This is a genomic window from Halorientalis litorea (genome assembly GCF_023028225.1).
In the GTDB taxonomy this organism is placed as follows: Archaea; Halobacteriota; Halobacteria; order Halobacteriales; family Haloarculaceae; genus Halorientalis; species Halorientalis litorea.
In genome coordinates this window covers 2,463,701-2,482,736 of the sequence record NZ_CP095482.1, presented here as the reverse complement: position 1 = coordinate 2,482,736, position 19,036 = coordinate 2,463,701, and the positions used below count along the sequence as shown (strand labels likewise).

The 19,036-nt window shown below is 66.9% G+C and carries 19 protein-coding genes; 14 read left to right on the top strand and 5 right to left on the bottom strand.

Features of this window, described 5'->3' with window-relative positions:
- Positions 1-25: 25 nt before the first annotated feature.
- Positions 26-1,567: a DUF7289 family protein gene (locus MUG95_RS13300; RefSeq protein ID WP_247008589.1), complete on the bottom strand. Its 1,542-nt coding sequence runs from the start codon at positions 1,565-1,567 to the stop codon at positions 26-28.
- A gap of 298 nt (positions 1,568-1,865) precedes the next feature.
- Here MUG95_RS13300 and MUG95_RS13295 point away from each other — a divergent pair, with 298 nt between their 5' ends.
- From MUG95_RS13295 to MUG95_RS13280, 4 genes are read left to right on the top strand one after another with little or no spacing between them, the layout of a single operon-like run.
- Positions 1,866-2,330: a 30S ribosomal protein S15 gene (locus MUG95_RS13295; protein ID WP_247008587.1), complete on the top strand. Its 465-nt coding sequence runs from the start codon at positions 1,866-1,868 to the stop codon at positions 2,328-2,330.
- Positions 2,331-3,515, top strand: a complete 1,185-nt coding sequence (locus MUG95_RS13290; RefSeq protein WP_247008586.1) for a hypothetical protein — start codon at positions 2,331-2,333, stop codon at positions 3,513-3,515.
- Entirely contained in the window at positions 3,512-3,730 is a 219-nt protein-coding gene (locus MUG95_RS13285; RefSeq protein WP_247008583.1) for a KEOPS complex subunit Pcc1, read from the top strand. Before MUG95_RS13290 ends, MUG95_RS13285 begins: the two co-directional genes overlap by 4 nt.
- Positions 3,727-4,380 carry a 30S ribosomal protein S3ae gene (locus MUG95_RS13280; protein ID WP_247008581.1) on the top strand — a complete coding sequence of 218 codons (654 nt, stop codon included), beginning with the start codon at positions 3,727-3,729 and terminating at the stop codon, positions 4,378-4,380. Before MUG95_RS13285 ends, MUG95_RS13280 begins: the two co-directional genes overlap by 4 nt.
- Before the next feature lie 52 nt (positions 4,381-4,432).
- On the opposite strand, the gene MUG95_RS13275 is transcribed toward MUG95_RS13280, so the two are convergent.
- Positions 4,433-4,873, bottom strand: coding sequence for a plastocyanin/azurin family copper-binding protein (locus tag MUG95_RS13275; RefSeq protein ID WP_247008579.1), 441 nt, complete (start codon positions 4,871-4,873; stop codon positions 4,433-4,435).
- Between the two features lie 86 nt (positions 4,874-4,959).
- Between MUG95_RS13275 and MUG95_RS13270 the strand changes: the two genes are divergently transcribed.
- The 6 genes from MUG95_RS13270 to MUG95_RS13245 all read left to right on the top strand — a co-directional run bounded on the left by MUG95_RS13270 (position 4,960) and on the right by MUG95_RS13245 (position 9,459).
- Complete coding sequence (locus tag MUG95_RS13270) at positions 4,960-5,229, top strand: hypothetical protein (protein WP_247008577.1); 270 nt, start codon at positions 4,960-4,962, stop codon at positions 5,227-5,229.
- A 50-nt stretch (positions 5,230-5,279) separates the two neighbouring features.
- Positions 5,280-5,975 (top strand): protein sorting system archaetidylserine synthase, encoded by a 696-nt coding sequence (locus tag MUG95_RS13265; protein WP_247008575.1) that lies wholly within the window; start codon positions 5,280-5,282, stop codon positions 5,973-5,975.
- An 84-nt stretch (positions 5,976-6,059) separates the two neighbouring features.
- A complete protein-coding gene (locus tag MUG95_RS13260; protein WP_247008573.1) occupies positions 6,060-6,680 on the top strand; it encodes a peptide-methionine (S)-S-oxide reductase MsrA in 621 nt (206 codons plus the stop codon).
- A gap of 85 nt (positions 6,681-6,765) precedes the next feature.
- Positions 6,766-7,563: a hypothetical protein gene (locus MUG95_RS13255; RefSeq protein ID WP_247008571.1), complete on the top strand. Its 798-nt coding sequence runs from the start codon at positions 6,766-6,768 to the stop codon at positions 7,561-7,563.
- Positions 7,564-7,601: 38 nt separating this feature from the next.
- On the top strand, positions 7,602-7,988 hold the full coding sequence (locus MUG95_RS13250) for a rhodanese-like domain-containing protein (protein ID WP_247008569.1): 387 nt from the start codon (positions 7,602-7,604) through the stop codon (positions 7,986-7,988).
- Between the two features lie 124 nt (positions 7,989-8,112).
- Positions 8,113-9,459, top strand: a complete 1,347-nt coding sequence (locus MUG95_RS13245; RefSeq protein WP_247008567.1) for a HEAT repeat domain-containing protein — start codon at positions 8,113-8,115, stop codon at positions 9,457-9,459.
- 33 nt (positions 9,460-9,492) lie between these two features.
- Here MUG95_RS13245 and MUG95_RS13240 read toward each other — a convergent pair whose 3' ends face one another.
- The gene (locus tag MUG95_RS13240) at positions 9,493-10,647 is read right to left on the bottom strand and encodes an RNA-guided endonuclease InsQ/TnpB family protein (protein ID WP_247008565.1); all 1,155 of its coding nucleotides are present in this window, start codon (positions 10,645-10,647) and stop codon (positions 9,493-9,495) included.
- A gap of 2 nt (positions 10,648-10,649) precedes the next feature.
- Positions 10,650-11,039, bottom strand: a complete 390-nt coding sequence (tnpA, locus tag MUG95_RS13235; RefSeq protein WP_247010493.1) for an IS200/IS605 family transposase — start codon at positions 11,037-11,039, stop codon at positions 10,650-10,652.
- Between the two features lie 192 nt (positions 11,040-11,231).
- Between tnpA and MUG95_RS13230 the strand changes: the two genes are divergently transcribed.
- Positions 11,232-14,294, top strand: coding sequence for an FAD-binding and (Fe-S)-binding domain-containing protein (locus MUG95_RS13230; protein ID WP_247008563.1), 3,063 nt, complete (start codon positions 11,232-11,234; stop codon positions 14,292-14,294).
- A gap of 51 nt (positions 14,295-14,345) precedes the next feature.
- The gene (locus MUG95_RS13225; protein WP_247008562.1) at positions 14,346-16,001 is read left to right on the top strand and encodes a phospholipase D-like domain-containing protein; all 1,656 of its coding nucleotides are present in this window, start codon (positions 14,346-14,348) and stop codon (positions 15,999-16,001) included.
- Positions 16,002-16,008: 7 nt separating this feature from the next.
- On the opposite strand, the gene han is transcribed toward MUG95_RS13225, so the two are convergent.
- Positions 16,009-17,919, bottom strand: coding sequence for a Hef-associated nuclease (han, locus tag MUG95_RS13220; RefSeq protein WP_247008560.1), 1,911 nt, complete (start codon positions 17,917-17,919; stop codon positions 16,009-16,011).
- 109 nt (positions 17,920-18,028) lie between these two features.
- Between han and MUG95_RS13215 the strand changes: the two genes are divergently transcribed.
- Together MUG95_RS13215 and MUG95_RS13210 are read left to right on the top strand one after the other, a co-directional pair.
- A complete protein-coding gene (locus MUG95_RS13215; protein WP_247008558.1) occupies positions 18,029-18,529 on the top strand; it encodes a JAB/MPN domain protein-containing protein in 501 nt (166 codons plus the stop codon).
- Positions 18,526-18,963 (top strand): FAD synthase family protein, encoded by a 438-nt coding sequence (locus MUG95_RS13210; RefSeq protein ID WP_247008556.1) that lies wholly within the window; start codon positions 18,526-18,528, stop codon positions 18,961-18,963. The genes MUG95_RS13215 and MUG95_RS13210 overlap by 4 nt, the downstream gene beginning before the upstream one ends.
- Positions 18,964-19,036 lie beyond the last annotated feature (73 nt).

Genomic DNA, 19,036 nt, shown 5'->3' with positions numbered 1-19,036 from the left:
GGCAGTCCGGGAAACGGCAGCCCACTCAGTCGAAGTCGACCTCGACCTCGTTTTCGGTGACGTGCAGATACGTGATGAACTGCGCGCCTTCCGCCTCGGCGTAGTCGAGGACACCGAACGACAGGTCCTCGTCGACGAGCTGTGACCCGCCGTTGTTGTTCGTGTTCCCCTCACAGTTCGTGGCACTCGCGCCCTGACTGTCCGTGACCTGGAACTCGAAGTCCTGCCCCAACTTCGAGATGTAGTGGTTGGTCGTCCAGTTGAGAGTCGCAGTGTCTCCCGTCGTGAGGTCACTACCAGCGTTGAACTCTGGGTTCGTCGCTTGGTCGTCGTAGGTTCCGTGGTCGTCGACCGTCACGGGTTCGTCCGGCGAGTTGTTGTCGATGGAGCTTGCGAAGCAGTACTTGCCAGAGGCCGCCCCGTTCACCGTGATGTCGGTGTACTCTACCGTCTCAGTCGTACTCGTCAGGTTGAGGTGCAACTCGTCTATCTTGTTCCCGTCTTCCGTACACTGGTAGGCCGAGCTAGACGTGTGGTCGAGGTTCGTCGACCACTCCTGATACGTACCGGTCGAGGTGTTGTGGTAGTAGTACTGGAGGTTGAGCGGGCGACAACCACCGCCGTTGTCCATCTCGACGTGTATCTCGAACTCGTCTTTGTCGGTCACGCTGTAGAGCGACCAGTGACTCTCACCGTTTGAGTTGCCCCCCTCTTCGAGCGTGAGGTTGAAATTCTGAATTGGGTGGCCCGTCGCGACGGCACTGACGTCTTGGCTGCCCGCACCGCTGTCGCTGGGGAGTTGGAACCGCCCGATGCTCCCGCCGAGACTGACGAGTTCGATGCGGGCGGTGTTGTTGTTGTGGAACGTCCGCACGTCACCGGCAGTGCGCTGGCGGAAGTACTGTGCCCAGCCCTCGTAGTACCGACTGTGAACGTCCACGTAGATAGTCCCGTTCTCGACGGGGTTCGTGAAGTTCGACTGGAGCGTGTTGTAGCTGGCCGACTGGTTGGGAAACAGGAGCCGTGCCTGCTGTCTGGAACTCACGGTGACGGACGGTGCCCCGCTCCCGGCCGTCTCACCGAGCAGGCGGATGACCGGCAGCGTCAGCGTCGCCTGCCGGTAGTGGAACTCCGGCGGCGACACCATCGTCGCGGCCCCGTCCCGGTCGAGGCGCCAGACGCCACCACCCTGATACGCCATCCGGGTGTTCTCGTTCTCGTAGACCATCGCCCCGAGCGACTCGTTGTATATCTCTTGAGTGTTCCCGGCGTTGTCGTAGTCGACGTGTTTGATAGCCATCCAGCCGTAGTCGGGTTGTGTGTAGAACTGGCCGCTGTCCGTCCCGAAATCGAGGGTCTGTGAGTCCGAGGTACCCAGCGCGACCATCGCAGCCCGGGAGTCGAACAGCGTCATCGAGTGTTCGGCACGGCGGAGTTCCGACTGGCTCTGTGTGTCTCCCAGTGCGGAGGACCCGATGACGACGATGGACGTGACCGCGAGTATCACCATCGAGATAACGAGGAGGTAGCCCAGCGGGCTCGTCACCCCGCGCTCGTCACCCCTCAAGTTCGGCAGTATTCCCGATAGAGACATAATTGTCGCCTCTTTGTACTCACCCTGTATAAGCGCGCTGGCCGATTATCAGTCGTCGAGTCGGGGTTACGTGTGCGACTGAAGTAGTAACGGTAAAGTGTGCGAGCGAGAAGGTGACGATGGGAACAGCACGGCCGCAACTCCGACAGTGCCGCTCTCTCCCTTCGGGGAGTCCTTTCGGCGGCTTGGGATTGCGGTAGTGTTTCGGCGATTCGCCGGACTGCAGTGCCGGATACGCCGGACAGTAGCCAGTGCGGTTCCAATCAGAACAATGGCACGAATGCACACACGCCGCCGCGGCTCGTCCGATTCGGACAAGCCCGTGGCAGACGAACCGCCGGAGTGGAGCGACGTCGACGCGGACGCCATCGAGGAGCGCGTCGTCGAACTAGCAGAGCAGGGGCACAGCCCGAGTGAAATCGGCCTGAAGCTCCGTGACGAGGGCGTACAGGGGACGCCGATTCCCAACGTCAAACTCGCGACGGACAAGAAGGTCACGGAGATTCTCGAAGAGCAGGCGGCCGCACCGGACCTGCCCGAAGACCTGCGGAACCTGATGGAGCGAGCCGTCGGCCTCCGCGAACACATGGCGGAGAACCCGAACGACCACCAGAACAAGCGCGCCTTGCAGAACACGGAGGCGAAGATTCGCCGTCTCGTCGACTACTACCGTGGCGACGAGGTTGCGGCCGACTTCACCTACTCCTACGACACCGCGAAGGACCTCCTCGAATAGATGTCTACCGCCGACCGTCACGGGGAGTCAGCCACCGCGGCCAGCGACATCGCCAGCGTCTGTCGTGACGCTGGCCTCGTCCGCCTCGTCGCGGCCCCCGACGGCGACGCACTCGCGGCGACCGGTGTCCTCGCGCGGGCACTCGACGCCGCCGACCGGCCCTTCCAGGCCAGCGTCGCCGCCGACCCCGACGCCGCGAGCGTCACCGACGCCGACGCCACCGTCGCCGTCGGCCACGACGCGACGACGGCCGACTGCACGCTCGAACCCGGCACGACACCGGTGAGCGAGCGAGCCTTCGCCGTCGCGGCCGAACTCGGCGAGGCCGACCCGGTGCTGGCACTCGCCGGCGCGACGGCGAGCGACGTGACGGCGAGCGGCGACGTACTCGACGCGGCGCGGGATACCGACGGGAACGGCGTCGAACGCCGCCCCGGCCTCGGTGTCCCGACGGCTGACCTCGTGGACGGCCTCGCCCACTCGACGCTCGTCTACGGCCCATTCTCGGGCGACGTGGACGCGGCGCGGGCGGCACTGGCCGACTGCGACCGGATGCTCGCCGCCGAGGACGCGACGGGACTCGACGAGACGGACCACCGCGCCATCGCGTCGCTGGTCGCCATCAGGACGACGACGGCGGACGACGTACCGCCGAGGGCCGCGACGGCCGTCGAGCGAGTGCTTCGCCCGCACGTCGGCGGTCCGTTCGGGACCGTCGAAGGGTACGGCGACGTTCTCGACGCCGTCGCCCGCGAGCAACCCGGGACCGGCATCGCGCTGGCACTGGGACACGACGCGCGCGACGCTGCACTCGACGTGTGGCGTGACCACGGCGAGCGCGCCCATCGCGCGCTGACGAGTGCGACGACGGGCCGTTACGACGGCCTGTTCGTCGCTCGTGGCGACGCAGCCGACCTCGGCATCGACGGGGCGGACGCGGCGCTCGTCCCGGTCGGGACGGCCGCGCGACTGCTCCGTGACTTCCGGTCGCCGGAACCGGTCGCGCTGTTCGTCACCGACGGGCGCGCGGCCGCGGCGGCGACCGAGGGCCACGACGTGGCGTCGGCGATGGCGACGGCCGCCGACTCGGTCGGTGGCGTGGCCGCTGGCTCCGGTCGGCGGGCGCGTGCGACGTTCGAGACGGATACGGCGGCGTTCATCATGGCGTTCAGGGAGGCACTATGACCCGGCGCGCGACGGTCACGACCCGGCACGGCGACGACGAGAGTGCCGAACGGGTCGCGGCCGCCCTGCGCCCGGACAACACCGCGGAGATGGAGACGACAACGGACGACGACGCCGTGCGCACGGTCATCGAGCGCGACTCGACCGGCGGCCTGCTGTCGACGGTCGACGATTACGTCGTCAACGTACGGATAGCGGATACACTACAATCATGAGCGAACGTTCAGTTTCACGGCAACGACAGGGCAAGCAGTGGTACACCGTCATCGCGCCCGAGGAGTTCGAGCGCGAGGAACTCGGTGACACGCCCGCAGACGAATCGGAGAAGGTCCTCGGACGGACCATCGAGACCACGCTGGGCGACCTGAAAAACGACGCCAGCGAGAACAACAAGAAACTCACCTTCAAGGTGAACGAAGTCGCCTCGGACTCGGCGTACACGGAGTTCACGAAGTACGAACTCACGCGCGACTACGCGCGGAGCCTCGTGCGCCGTGGCTCCTCGAAGGTCGAGGCGTTCATCACCGTCCTCACGACGGACGACTACCGCCTGCAGGTCCAGCCGGTGGCACTCACCACGAAGTCGGCCGACGAGAGTCAGGAGCAGGCCATCCGCCGGACGATGATAGACCTCGTCGAGGACGCCGCCGCCGAGCGGACCTTCGAGGACCTCGTGGACAGTGCCGTCACGGGCCGTCTCTCCTCGGCCATCTACAACGAGGCCAAACAGATTTACCCGCTCCGCCGGGTCGAAATCCAGAAGGTGACCCTCGAAGCCCACCCCGAAGAGGTCGCCGCCGAAGAGGAGACGAGTGTCGACGTGGACGAAGAAGACGTCGACGTGGACGAGGACACCGAGGCGTAACCGCCTTTCAGTTCATTCTTCGACTCGCTTCGAGAGCGACGGCACCGGCCAGTCAGTCGAGCGGCGTTCGCGTCGCATCCTCGGTGACTTCGACGACGCCGAACATCCCCGCGGCCTCGTGTGGGATGCAGTAGTACCGATACGTGCCGGGCACTTCGAAGGTGTGTTCGTAGCTCTGGCTCGGTTCGAGCGCGCCCCCGTGTCCCCCGTTCCACGCCTCGACGGCGGCCGCCTGCGAGTCGTGGCCACCGGAGGTGAAGTAGTCGGCCTCGTCGGGTATCTCGTCGTCGAGGGCGGTCACGGTGTGGGAACTCTTGCTGGTGTTGTACCAGCGGACGGTCGTCCCGGGAGCGACGGCGTACTCGACTGGCCGGAACGCCGAGGTGGACATCCCGATGTCGTAGTCCGCGTCTCCCGAGGCACCGGCTCCGAAACAGCCTGCGAGTGCCACTGTCGACGACCCGGCCGCCGCGAGGAAGGCCCGTCTGCGCATAGTCGTCTCTCGGGACCGGAGAGACAAATGTCGCGCGGTTTGCGGGCGATGGCTGGACTTATGCGCCCGGCCAGCCCAGAGGGAGTATGGCGAATCAGAGACAGTTCGGGCGCGGCACCGTCGTCGTCGCTCTCCTCACGGCCGCGCTGTCGGTGTGGCTGTTCGACCACCAGCACACCCCCCTCGCGGTCGTCGGCGCGGTGACGGCACTCGGCCTCGCGACGGTGAGCCTCCCCGCCGCGGTTGGTCGGGGCTTCGACGCCGAGAGCGGCAATCAGGTTCGCGGCGTCCTCGCGGTGTTCGGGACGATGTCGGCGTTCGGCCTCGGTGTCACGGCACTGTTGTTGGTCGTCTGACCCGGGTCGCTATCGAACGGACTAAGACGGCGGTGTGCGGAGCGGGAGGTATGAAACCGCGGTTCGTCGGCCGGTTGGGCCTCGCCGATGCCGTGACCGTCGCCAACGCAGCACTCGGGTTCGCGGCCGCGGTGGCCGCCACCATCGACCCCGGCATCGGCGCGCGTCTCATCCTGTTGGCCGCGGTCGCCGACGGCCTCGACGGCGTCCTCGCCCGAGCGTTCGGGAGTACCCCCGTCGGCGAGTTCATCGACTCGCTGGCCGACGTAGCCTCGTTCTGTGTCGCACCGGCGGTGTTCGTGTTCAGCGTCGCCGCCATCGAGTGGGATCTGACACTCTCTGCGGCCGACCCACCGCTCCAGTTGGCCGGCGCGTTCGCGCTCCCCGCGCTGTTCGTCGGCGCGGGCGTCGTCCGCCTCGGGATGTACACGGCCTACGACCTCGGGAACCGCAGTACCGAGGGCGTCCAGACGACGCTCGCGGCGACGATTCTCGCGGTGGTGTACCTCGCTGGCTTTCAGGGGGCGACGCTGCTGGTCGGACTGGCCGCCCTGTTCACCTACCTGATGGTGACGACAGTCGAGTACCCCGAACTGCGGGCCAGTCACGCCCTCGGGATGGGCGTGGTGCAGGCGGGCGCGATACTCGCACCGACTGCGTTCCGGCGCGTCTTCCCGCGAACGCTGCTGGTGATGGCCGTTCTCTACCTCGTCGGGCCGTGGTTCTACCGGCGGTATCTGGTCTGAGGGAGTGAGCGGTGTCTCGACAGTCACCGCACCACCGCTCGGAGTGACCGCACACCCTAACCGTCCGGCCGCCGTACCTGTGGTATGGACCTGTCTCCGACGCTCGTCAAGGAGTACGACCGCGCTGTGCCCGACGCGACAGAGACGGCGACGTTCGCGCTCGGGTGTTTCTGGGGGCCGGACGCACAGTTCGGCGCGCTCGACGGCGTCGTCCGCACGCGTGTCGGGTACGCCGGCGGGACGACGGCCGACCCCACGTATCACGCGCTGGGCGACCACACCGAAGCCGTCCAACTGGAGTACGACCCCGACCGCATCGCGTTCGGTGAGTTGGTGGAGCGCGTCCTCGCCTCCCACGACCCGCATACCCCGACCCGGAAGACCCAGTACCAAAACGTCCTGTTCGCGGCCGACGCGGACCAACGGTCGAGCATCGCCGCCGTCCTCGGCGAGCATGGATTGGACCCCGACGCGATGGCGACCCGCGTCGAGCAGTTGAATCGCTTCTATCCCGCAGAGCCCTACCACCAGAAACACAGTCTCCGGGGGACGCCCGGCCTCGTGGGTGTCTTCGAGGCGGTGGGCTACGACGACGAGGCACTCCGGGAATCGCCGGCAGCGGCGACACTCAACGGCCACGCTGGGGGCCACGAAATCGGCGGCGACTTTCGAACGGCCCTCGACCGGCAGGCCGGCCCACGGTGAGCGGTCGAGGCGCGACACGTCCTGACACACAAACGTCGGTTTGTGCTTCGAGCACCTATTTACCGGTCCCTCGGTTTGGTTCCGTATGGACCGCCGGTATCTCGTCGTCGCTTTCGTCGTACTCGCTGTGGTGGTCGCGGCAATCGCCCTCAGCCCGCTTTCGTCTCCGGCATCGGGGCCGTCTGCGCCCGACGGAACGTACCCTGCGGGGGCAGGACCGGACCACATCGACTTCTCGGCCCTCGAATCTGACGACGCTAACGTCTCACACACTCCCCGGGAGTACTGGGACTCGTACGCAATCGTCTACACGGCACCGCCGGAGCGGCCGCTCGTCGAAGGGGACTACTACATCGACGCCACGACCGGCGAGAGCATCGCCGAGCGACGATACAACGCTACGGTCTATCGCAATGGGACGACGTACGCGTTCCGCCAACCTGCCGACAGCCTCCCGAACGAACGCCAACGGGAGGAGTTCGAAGCAGACGACGCGTTCGTCTACGACGAGTCCTCGAACGCGTACTATCGGTACGACCCGCACTACGGACAGCTAGCACCCACGAACATCGGCCGGCACACCGACATCCTCGACGCGTACACGTGGGAGGCTGTCGGCACAGCGACCCACCACGGAGTTCCGGTGACGACGTACCGAGCCACGGGAGAGCGGACGAACGACACCCGGGCCCCGCCGGTAATCAACGGGACGCTCCGACTCGGGTCCGAAGACGGCATCGTCTACACGTACGACCTGACGGTCGATGCGGGCGAACGCACCGACACCTACACGTACGAAGTCAGGCCGGCCCCGTTCCCCGAACACGACTGGGTGGATACCGCCCGCACTCTCGCGGCTGGAAACACCAGTACCGAGGGGTAACCGCCACGAGTTTGTCCTCGGAGCACGACGCTGAGACCATGAGCAACATCCGTCCGGCGGAACTGGACGACCGCCTCGGGTCGCCATCGGGAGACGAGCCGTTCGTCCTCGACATCCGCCCGGAGTCGGCGTTCGAGTCGGCGGCAATCGACCGGAGTCACAACGTCCCCGTCTACGACGACTTGCGCCGCGGCGACGAGTCGACACTGCGCGACCGGTTGGGCGACGTGCCGGCCGACCGGGACGTAGTCGTCGTGTGCAAGATGGGTATGGTAGCCAAGCGCGCGACGACCGTCCTCAGAGACGAGGGGTACGACGCCTCGACGCTCCTCGGCGGCATGAGCGGGTGGAACGGGTATCGGAACGACTCGCTGAGTTACAAGTTCCGGTCGCTCGTGTGGCGGCTCCGGTCGCTCGGGGAGTGAACCGGCGGGCACGGGCGCGCTACGGGCGTCGTCGATGCTCCTGCGCTCGACATCGTTATCCTGACGTCGTGACGGGGCCGGACGAATAGAAACGCCTTTTGGGTGGACCTCGGAAGGGATAGGCATGAGCAACGGCGACGACGGGGAGACGGCCGACGAGGCGGCCACAGACTCCGACGCCGACGAGACCGAGGAACCGGCCGATGAGGCGGCCGAAGAACAGGCGAGCGAGGACGAAGAGAGCGGGGCACCGGTCAGAGACCCGGCCGACCGACTCGACGACGCCGAGGCCGCACTCGAGGACGCGGCGACCGAAGCCGACCTCGACGACGTGGAGGCGACCCTCGACGGAATCGAGGCCGACCTCCCCGCGGAACCCGAGGACGACGAGGAGGAGGACGAGGCCATCGCCGAGGCACGCGACCGTCTCGCGGACCTCCGTGACGACATCGACGCCGAACGCGGTCCCTACGCCGAGGACATCGTGGCGGAACTGGAGACCGCAGAGACGACCCTCACGGACGGCGAGTGGACCGAGGACGGGGAACTCGACGTTATCCCAGCGGTCGAGGCGTTCCTCGACGCCGCCGGCGAGCAACTGCTCGACACCTTCGAGGCCGAGAGCGACGACCCCGCGGACCTCGCGGCCGCCGTCGCGGCGGCCCGCGAAGCGGTGGCGGAGGCGGACCTCGACCCGGACGAGGACGACGACACCATCGCGGACCTGCTCGGGGCCGCGGAGACGCTGACCGACGACCTCGACGCCGCGGAGGTCTGGGACGACCTGACGGTCCGGGAGCAACTCACCGCCGAGGGGTTCTACGACGTGCTCGAATCCCAGAATCGGAAGGACTTCCCGGCCGAGTGGAACGCCGTAAAACTCTACGAGAAGGCGTACAAGGAGGGCGACAGCGAGGCCATCGAGCCGATTCTGCTCGCGTTCGACAAACTCAACTCGGAGTTCATGGAGGAGAATATCCTCGACTCGCTGCGCCGCATCGCGCCGCCGGAAGCCTACGACGACCTCGCCGCGATGGCCGAGAAGCGCGACCGGGACGCCATCGAGATTCTCGGGAAAATCGGCGACGAGCGTATCGTCGACACCCTCCACGAGTACGTCGACGGCGGCGACGCCGCCCTCCGGAAGACGACGCTGCGCGCGCTCGGAGCCATCGGGAGCGACGAGTCGGTCCAGCCAGTCGCGAACCAACTGGCCGACGAGAACGCCGAAATCCGGAGTACCGCCGCCCGGACCCTCGGCCTGCTCGGTGACACCCGCGCAATCGACCCCCTCGCCGACACGCTCGCCGACGACGACGCCGACGAGGTGCGGGCCAGTGCCGCGTGGGCACTCAACGCCATCGGCACGGAACGCGCCAGCGACGTGGCCGCCGAGTACGCCGACGACCGGTCCTACATCGTCCAGACCGAGGCCGAGAAGGCCCGCGAGACGGGCGAGCAGACCGCATAGTATGGCCGCCTCTTCTCTGACATCCTCCCACGGCTAAAGCCGTGGGGTTCCCCCACTGGGGGTTGAACCCACGGATACGGAGAGGTTCGCAGGTTCGTCGTCGCGTGGGACGATGACCTGCGTTTCGGGCCCTGCCAGTACGGCCCCCGCCTCGGACAGCGGTTTCGAGAACTTGCCCAAGGCTCGTTTGCCGATGTTCAGCGCACCGTTCTTGTCGGCGTTGTCGTCCAGCCCACACTCGGGACACTCAAAGCGTCCTTGCATCTCACGGACGCCCTCGCAAGCACAGCGGTTGCACGTCTTCGACGTATCGTATTCTTCGACCAATTGCACGTCGATGCCTGCGTCGTAGGCTTTGTACTCGATGTAGTTGAGCAGGCGGGCGAACGGCATCTTGTGGGTCTTGTCGTTGACGTACCGCCCTTTGTCGTTGTCCTTGCGAATCCCGCCGAGGTCGCCCACGACGATGATTGCGTTCCGTTCTTCGGCGTCCTCCACGATTTGGCGAGCAATCTTGTGGAGGCGGTCGTCCACCTTCCGCGCTTCCGCGTCCCCGATACGCTCGACCACTTGCTGTCCCTGTCGGGGTTTCGCTTTCCCGATGGACTTCCGCAGTTGCTTGTAGTGTTCGCGGATACGACGCACTTCCTCGCCGTAGAACGTGGTTTTGCGGTCAGAGAGGAACGCGCAGGTAGCGACCCATCGTGCGCCCATGTCGATAGCCAGCACGTCGTCGTACTCGTCTTGGACGGTCACAGACCGCTTCACGACGAGATGAACGTACCAGTCACCGTCACGGCGCACCAGTTCACTGTCCCGAACGTTGCCCTCTCGGACGAGTTGTTCGTCCTTCTGTGGGACGTGAGCGGGGCACCAGATGGAGTTGCCCCGTCCACGCTTGGGGTCGTAGACGGGGACTTTGACCCACCACGATGACAGGACAGTATCTTCGTCGTGGGCCACGTTGAACACGTCGTTGCGGAGGACGACGGGCTGTTCGGTGTCGGGGTTTGGGTCTTTTTGTCGCTGGACTTTCGACGCCTGCTGGTCGGTCGCGGAGTAGAGGTTGGCGTCTCCGCCGTGTACCTCGGTCTGGAACGCCTCGTACTCACGGGCGAGCAGGTCGGCTTTCCTGTTGGTCAGCGAGTGGAGTTTGACCCGCACCGTGGTTGAGACGTTCCGTTGCATAACTACTCACCTGCTTGGGCGTCGATGTACTCCTCGATGACTTCGCTGGATACGTCACCCGCACTTGAGACGAAGTACGAGCGCGTCCACAGCGAGGGAAGGCCGAAGTCGAACTCGTCGCGGAGGTGGCGCGAGGAGTAGCCCTTGACCTGTTGCATGATCTTGTTCGGCGCGAGTGTCGGGTCGCCCGTGATGAACAGGTGTACGTGGTCGGGGCGAATCGCCAACTCGAAGATTTCGAGGTCGAGTTCGTCGGCCTTCTCCTCGATGAGTTCTTCGAGACGGTCACGTACCTCACCCTCAAGCACCGATTTGCGGTACTTCGGACACCAGATGAAGTGGTACTGGAGTTTGTGAATGTTGGTACGTTCCCTGTCGAACCCACGAGGCATCGCCAGTATGTAGAAGTTGCTCACCTAAAGATGTCACTCAGACATCCAACCCCAGCCGTGGCTATGAGCGTGGAGAGATTCCCAGTTGTCGGCTTCATCCCACCCCTGAAGGGGTGGGCTTTCGCCTCGCTACCGCTGTAAACGCCTTCTGCGAGCGTCAACTGTTTGTGGCTGCCGGACGGAAGCACGGACATGGCCACCGAACGGGACCGCGACCCCGCGAGCGACGGGCGCGCCGGCTACGACTACGCCGGCGGGGACATCGCCTGGCCGGGCCTCGTCGATGACCTCGATGGGTTGGTCGACGGCGAGGTCAGGTTCGACGACTACTCCCGGCAGTTGTACGCCACGGACGCGAGCATCTACCAGCGGACGCCGATTGGCGTCGTCTTCCCGCGCCACACGGCGGACGTGGCGGCTGTCGTCGGCTACTGCGCAGAGCGAGAGATACCGGTCCTGCCCCGCGGCGGCGGGACGAGTCTCGCCGGGCAGTCGGTCAACCGTGCCGTCGTCCTCGACACGTCCCGACACATGGACGGCCTCGTCGGTTTCGACGCCGAGGAGCGACGGGCCCGCGCCCAACCGGGCATCACGCTCGGCCGTCTGAACGCCGAACTCGCCGAGTCGGGCCTGAAGTTCGCGCCCGACCCAGCGTGGGGTGACAAGAGCGTCCTCGGCGGAGCCATCGGCAACAACTCGACGGGTGCCCACTCTCTCCAGTACGGCAAGACTGACGCCTACGTCGAAGAAATCGAGGTCGTTCTCGCCGACGGCACTGTCACGACGTTCGGCGAACTGTCCCGCGAGGAACTCGACGCGCGCGCCGACCCAGACGGTGACCTCGAAGCGCGCATCTACGCCGAAGTCGGCCGGATTCTCGATCAAAAAGGGGACGCCGTCGAGTCGGCGTATCCCGACCTCAAGCGCAACGTCTCGGGCTACAACCTCGACTGGGTGGTCGACCGCTACCGCGAGGAGGGCGTCGTGGACGTGGCCGGCCTGCTCGCGGGGAGCGAGGGGACGCTCGCCGTCGTCACCGAGGCCGTCGTCTCGTTGGAACCCGTTCCCGAGACCAAGGCACTCGCCTTACTCCGGTACGAGGACCTGCTCGACGCGATGGCCGACGTGGCACCGATTCTCGACCACGACCCGGCGGCCGTCGAGGTACTCGACGACGTGTTGCTGGACTTGGCGCGCGACACCGCGGAGTTCGGCGACCTCGTCGACGAGATGGTTCCCGAAGGCGTCGGTGCCGTCCTGCTCGTGGAGTTCTACGCCGACGACGACGCCGCGGGCCGGGAGAAGGTGGCCGACCTGCTGGCGGACCGGGCACCCGACACGGAGACACTGGCCGACCCGAACGGCGGGGTGGTGACCGACGACGAAGTTCGGGCACGCTCGGCCGCCGAAGCCCACGACGAGGCCCGACGGACGCAGTTCTGGAAACTCCGGAAGTCCGGTCTGCCGATACTGCTCTCGCGGACGAGCGACGCGAAACACCAGTCCTTCGTCGAGGACACCGCCGTCCCGCCCGAGAACCTGCCGGCGTTCGTCGCGGACTTCCAGCAGGTGCTCGAGGACCACGACACCTCCGCGAGTTTCTACGCGCACGCCGGACCGGGCGTGTTGCACATCCGGCCGCTGGTGAACACCAAGACGGACTCCGGTGTGGCGACGATGGAGTCAATCGCCGACACGGTGACGGACCTCGTCGTCGAGTACGGCGGGAGCGTCTCCGGCGAACACGGCGACGGCCGCGCACGCACACAGTGGAACAAAAAACTCTACGGCGAGGACCTCTGGGAGACGTTCGCCGACCTCAAGACGGCGTTCGACCCGGACTGGATTCTCAACCCCGGGCAAGTCGTCTCTCGCGCCGACCGGGGCGGCCACACCGACATGACCGAACACCTCCGCGCGCCGCCGGACGGGGACTTCGACGCCGGGTTCGAGTCCGAACTCGCGTGGGACAACGAGAACGGCATGCAGGGGATGGTCGAACTCTGTCACGGCTGTGGCGGGTGTCGTGGCCACCAAGACACCACCGGGGGCGTCATGTGTCCGACCTACCGCGCGGCCAACGAGGAGGAGTTGTCCACCCGCGGCCGGGCGAACATGCTCCGCGGGGCGATGACCGGAGACCTGCCCGAAGAGCAGTTCACCGACGAGTTCGTGACCGAGGTACTCGACCTCTGTATCGGCTGTAAGGGCTGTGCGAAGGACTGTCCGAGTGGCGTCGACATGGCGAAGCTAAAGGCAGAACTCACCCACGAGTACCACCAGCGCGAGGGGACGAGTTTCAGGGAGCGGCTATTCGCGGACATCGACCGCTTCGCGTCGCTGGGGAGTTTGCTCGCGCCGCTGTCGAACTGGCTCCCGAAACTCCCCGGGGCGCGGGCCGTGATGGAGCGGACGCTGGGCATCGCCAGCGAGCGGTCGCTCCCGACGTTCCACCGGCAGTCCTTCGCCGACTGGTTCGGAGAGCGCGGGCCAGCGGTCCCGGCGGCAGACGCCGACCACCGCGTTCTCCTCCTGCCCGACACGTACACGAACTACAGCCGACCCGACGCGGGGAAGGCCGCCGTCCGCGTCCTCGAAGCCGCGGGCGTCCACGTCGACGTACCTGCGGAATTGACCGACAGCGGCCGCCCGGCGTTCTCGAAGGGCTTCCTCGACAGAGCGCGTGCGACTGCGCGGGAGAACGTCACCGCACTCGCGCCACGCGTCCGCGAAGGCTGGGACGTACTCGCCGTCGAACCGTCCGACGCGGTGATGTACCAGTCGGACTACCTCGACTTGCTCGGGGCGGACGCCACCGACGACGCCACGCGGGCGGACGCCGAAACGGTCGCCGCGAACACCTACGGCGTGCTGGAGTACCTCGACGCACGGCGACTCGACGACGGAATTTCCTTCGACGCCCCCACGGAGGACCTCACCTACCACGGCCACTGTCACCAGAAGACCGCCGGAAAGGACCACCACGCCGTCGGCATCCTCCGGCGGGCGGGCTACGCCGTCGACCCGCTCGACTCGGGGTGTTGCGGGATGGCCGGGTCGTTCGGCTACGAGGCCGAACACTACTCCATGAGCCGCGCCATCGGGTCGATTCTGTTCGACCAAGTAGCCGACAGCGACGGCGACACCGTCGTCGCGCCCGGTGCCTCCTGCCGGACCCAACTCGGCGACCGACCCGACGCGGACGCCGAGCCACCGCACCCCATCGAGAAGGTCGCCGCCGCGCTGGGCGACTGATTCGGTATCGCGGACGAAGGTTTATCACACAACACGGGGCCAAGCGGTGCCGTGTCACCGCGACTCCACGTATCGCTCGTGTTTGCCACGCTCGCCTGCTGTGTGTTGGTGGCGTCCGGAGCAGGGGCCACACCGCAGACGAGCAACGAGTCGGTCCGCCTCGCCGGTGCCTACCCGAACCCGGTCGCCGACGGGGACGCGGGCGAGTTCGTCGTCCTCGAAACGGACGGACCCACGTCGCTCGACGGATGGACACTGGCCGACGGCGACCGACAGGCGACGCTCCCGAACCGCACTGTCGGCGGTCGACTCGCGCTCTCCTCGACGCCAAACGTGACGCGGAACGTAACCGACACGCCAGTCGTTCCCCTGTCGGACGGTCCTCAGTTGGCCAACGGTGGCGAACAGCTGACACTCCACCACGACGGCCACACCGTCGACACGCTGACCTACACCGACGCACCCGAGGGCGAACTGGCGACGGCGACGGGCGATGGCCTCGCGTGGAGACCCCTCGGCGCGACGGACTACCCGGTGACCACCGGCGACGGCGGTTCCGTCCACGCGTTCGTCCTCCCCGACAGCCCCCGACTCCCCGTCGAAACGCTCCGGCGAGCGGAGCACCGACTCCTGCTGGCTGGCTACACGCTCACGTCCCGGCGCGTCGCGGACGCGCTGGTCGCCGCGCGCGAACGGGGCGTCGGCGTGGCGGTACTGGTCGACGGGAACCCGGTCGGCGGCCTCACCCAGCGGCAGGCCCGCGTCCTCAACCGACTCGCGGCGGCGAACGTCTCCGTCACCGTCCTGACCGGTGATGCGGCCCGCTACCGGTACCACCACGCCAAGTACGCCGTCGCCGACGGCCGGGCACTGGTCACCACCGAGAACTGGAAGCCGGCAGGCACCGGCGGCCACGGGAGTCGTGGCTGGGGCGTCGTCGTCCGGGACGCGCGCGTCGTCGACGGCCTCGCCGACACGTTCGCGGCGGACAGTAACGGCCGCGACGGGGTGGCGTGGCGACGATTCCGCGAGGGAAGGGCTTTCGAGCGCGCCGACGCCCCGCCCGCGAACAGTTCCTTCCCGACACGGTTCCCCGCGGAGCGCGTGCGGGCCGAACGCGTCGAACTGCTCCGCGCACCGGACAACGCCGAGCGACGAGTCGTCTCCCTCGTAGGTAACGCCAGCGAGTCGGTTCGCGTCCAGCAGGTCAGCGTCGGGGGTCGCTCACAACCGTTCCTCAGGGCGACGCTCCGGGCCGCCCGCCGCGGGGCCGAGGTCAAGGTCCTCCTGAGTGATGCGTGGTACGTCCGGGAGGAGAACCGGGCACTCGTCGCGTGGCTGAACGAGGTAGCGGACGGCGAGGACCTCCCGCTGTCGGCACGGGTGGCGGACCCGGGCGGTCGGTACGAGAAGATACACGCCAAAGGGGTCGTCGTGGACGGCGACAGCGTCCTCGTCGGGTCGCTCAACTGGAACAACAACTCCGCCCGCGAGAACCGGGAAGTCGCGCTCCTCCTGCACGGCGAGGGTGTCGCCGGGTACTACCGGGCGGTGTTCCGCGCGGACTGGCTCGGCGGTATCTGGACGGTTCCGGTTGGGCTGCTCGTCGCCGTCGCGTTGGCGGCGGCTGTCGCGGTCGGCGTCGGCCGTCACATCACCTTCGAGTCGGAGACGGAGCCGGGCGTCAGTCCAGGCCGAGAGACGTGAGAAGGACTCAGTCGTCGGTCGAGAGGGTCGCAGAGAGGTCCTCGTCGAGTTCGGCGTCGGCCATCTTCTCGACGAGGGCGTCGATGACCTCCTCGCGCATCCCGGCGACGAACTTGATAGACCCGACGACGAGGTGGCCGCCACCGGAGACGCCGCCGCCGTCGACTTCCTCGGTGAGTTCCTCGACCATTACCGGGATGTCGAGGCGCACGCCGTCCGAGCGTAGAACGGCGAAGTCGGGACCGTAGCCGATGGTGATGACGGGGTCGCCGGTCTCTGCGACCTTGCGGTCGTGTATCTCGCCGGTCGTCTTTCCGGGCGCGGGGTAGGTGAACCGGTGGGCGTGGTTCTCCACGTCGATGCGGTAGAGGTGGGCACTGTTGTCCAGCCGCTCGTGTTCGACGTGGGGCATCGCGGCGTCGAGTTGTTTCTCCACGTCGCGTTCGGCACGGTCGGCGAGGAACTCGACCAGTTCCTCGTGGCGGGACCGGTCGTCACAGGCGACGTTGAGCACGTCGTCGATGAGTTCGCGGCCGTCGTTGTACTTCAGCCAGTGGGTGGCATAATCGAGGGCCTCGCCCACGTCCCGGAGGTCGGACTCCTCGTACCCGCGCTCGCTGGCGAGGGCGAGGAAGTCGTCCATCGCGTCGGCACTGGACCGGTCCGAGAGGCCGGCGACGGCGGGGACGTGTTTGAGTTCGTCGGTCAGCGACGGGTCTATCATCCGCGCGAGTTCGACACACATCATGCCCGTCGTGATGCGGTAGTCCTCGTCGTGCAGGTACGGGTTGACGTGGTCGGCCACGAGCGGTTCGACGGCCTCCGGGTCGGGGTGGTGGTGGTCGACGACGACGATGGGCACGTCGTAGTGGGCGAGGTTCCGGTAGGCCGGGGTGTCCTCCTCGGTGGACCCGTTGTCCAGCATCAACAGGAGCGGCAGTCGCTGGCCGTGTCGCTCGCGGTTCTCCAGCGCGAAGTTCAGGTCCCGAGTCACGTCCTCCATCTCGTAGAACGGGGCCTTGCTCGGTAGACGCTTGAGGAGGTGCCGGGGGGCCTCCGGGTCGTGGTGGTGTTCGGCGATGAACCGCTCCAAGGCGAGTTGGAGCGGGACGGAGGCACAGAGGCCGTCGCCGTCGGCGTGGTGGCGCATCCGGATTGGGCGGCCGTCGAGTACCGCCGCGCGCAGTCGCTCCGCGACGCGTTCGAGGTCCGGACGGAGTTTCTCGAAGGCCGGCCACTCGACCAGCGGCTCCACGTCGTTCGGTTCGGCGCGGGCGGCGAGTGCCTCGTCGAGGCGGTCCCGGGCGGCGTCGGCGTCCTCGCCGGTCGTCCGTTCCAACCCGTCGACCTCTATCTGGACGGACGCCTCGCGGCGTTCGACGCGGCCGGTGACGCAAACCACGTCGTCGAGTTCGACCTCGGGGTGTGCCCGGACGCCGGCCTCCTCGAAGGCCGCACAGGGCACGACGCCGGACTCGTCACGGACGTGGAAGATGGTCGGGCCGCCGGTCTGTTTTATCTGGACGACGACGCCTTCGACGGTGACGGTCTCCCCGACGGCGTCTTCGAGGCTCTCGACGGCGACATCGGCACCGGTGTCGACGTGTTCGGTCGTGTAGTCGGCCAGTTCCACCTCGCCGAAGGCCACGTCGCCGTTCTCGCGTATCTCGGCGAGTTCGACCACGAGTTCGTCGCCGACTTCGTGGGTTCCCAGCAGGTTCGATTCGTGGACGAGACCGGAGACGGCGTCGGAGACGTCGACGAAGATACCGTAGTCGACGATGCCGTTGACTGTCGCGTGGTAGTAGGCGTCCTCCTCGATGTCGTCGATGGTACAGCCGTCGGCGAGGTCGTAGACGAGTCGCTCCCCGTCGGCGGATACGTCCGCCCCGTCGTCGGGGGTCTGCGAGTGAGTCATGCTCCGACGTTCGGCGTTCGCGGCTTTCAACCTTTGGAAGTCACCGCCGGACCCGAGCCTAGCCGCGTGTTCCGGAAGCCTTAGAAGGCGACCGAACGGACCTAGAATCATGCGGCTGTTCCGGTCCGGGGAAATTCTCGGTATCGCCGAGGACGCGCTGGAGTTCGCCCTCGAAGCGTCGGAGGACGCCCATCCCGACGAGTACATGGGCTTGCTTCGCGGCGAGGACGCACGGACGCTCGGCCTCGACCGCGACGGCACCGTCATCACCGACGTACTCGTCATCCCCGGTACCGAATCCAACCCCGTCAGCGCGACGGTCAAGACCAACATGGTTCCCAACGACATCCGCGCGGCCGGGTCGGTCCACTCTCACCCAAACGGGGTTCTCCGCCCGAGCAACGCCGACCTCGGAACCTTTCACAAGGGCAAGGTCCACATCATCATCGGCGCGCCGTACGGGAAGACCGACTGGCAGGCCTTCGACACCGAGGGCGAGCCACGGGACCTCGACGTGTTGGACGTGGAAATGCCCGACGAGCAGTTCTTCGACTTCACGCAGGCCGACATCGACGCCGAACTGCGCGACGAGGACGGGGGGCTCCGATGACGGACGGGACCACCGTCGTCGCGCAGGGGACCTTCGACTTGCTCCACCCCGGCCACGTCCACTACCTGAGCGACGCCGCCGCGATGGGGTCGGAGCTACACGTCATCGTCGCCCGGCGCGAGAACGTGACCCACAAGACTCCGCCGGTTCTGTCGGACCGACAGCGCCGGGACATGGTCGCCGCGTTGGCTGTCGTCGACCACGCACGCGTAGGCCACCCCGACGACATCTTCGTCCCCATCCACGACATCGACCCCGACATCATCGCCCTCGGCCACGACCAGCACCACGAGGAAGAGTCCATCGCGGCCGCCCTCGACGAGGAAGGCATCGACTGCGAGGTGCGCCGCGCCTCACCCCGTGAGCCGACCGACGAGGACGAACTCCTCTCGACGGGGCGCATCATCGACCGCATCTGCGAGCGACGGTGCTGACATAGTTGGCGGCCCGTCCGCGCACTAACGAGTTCGTCGTCGGCGGTACTGTCGGGTCGACCGGTCGGCGTGG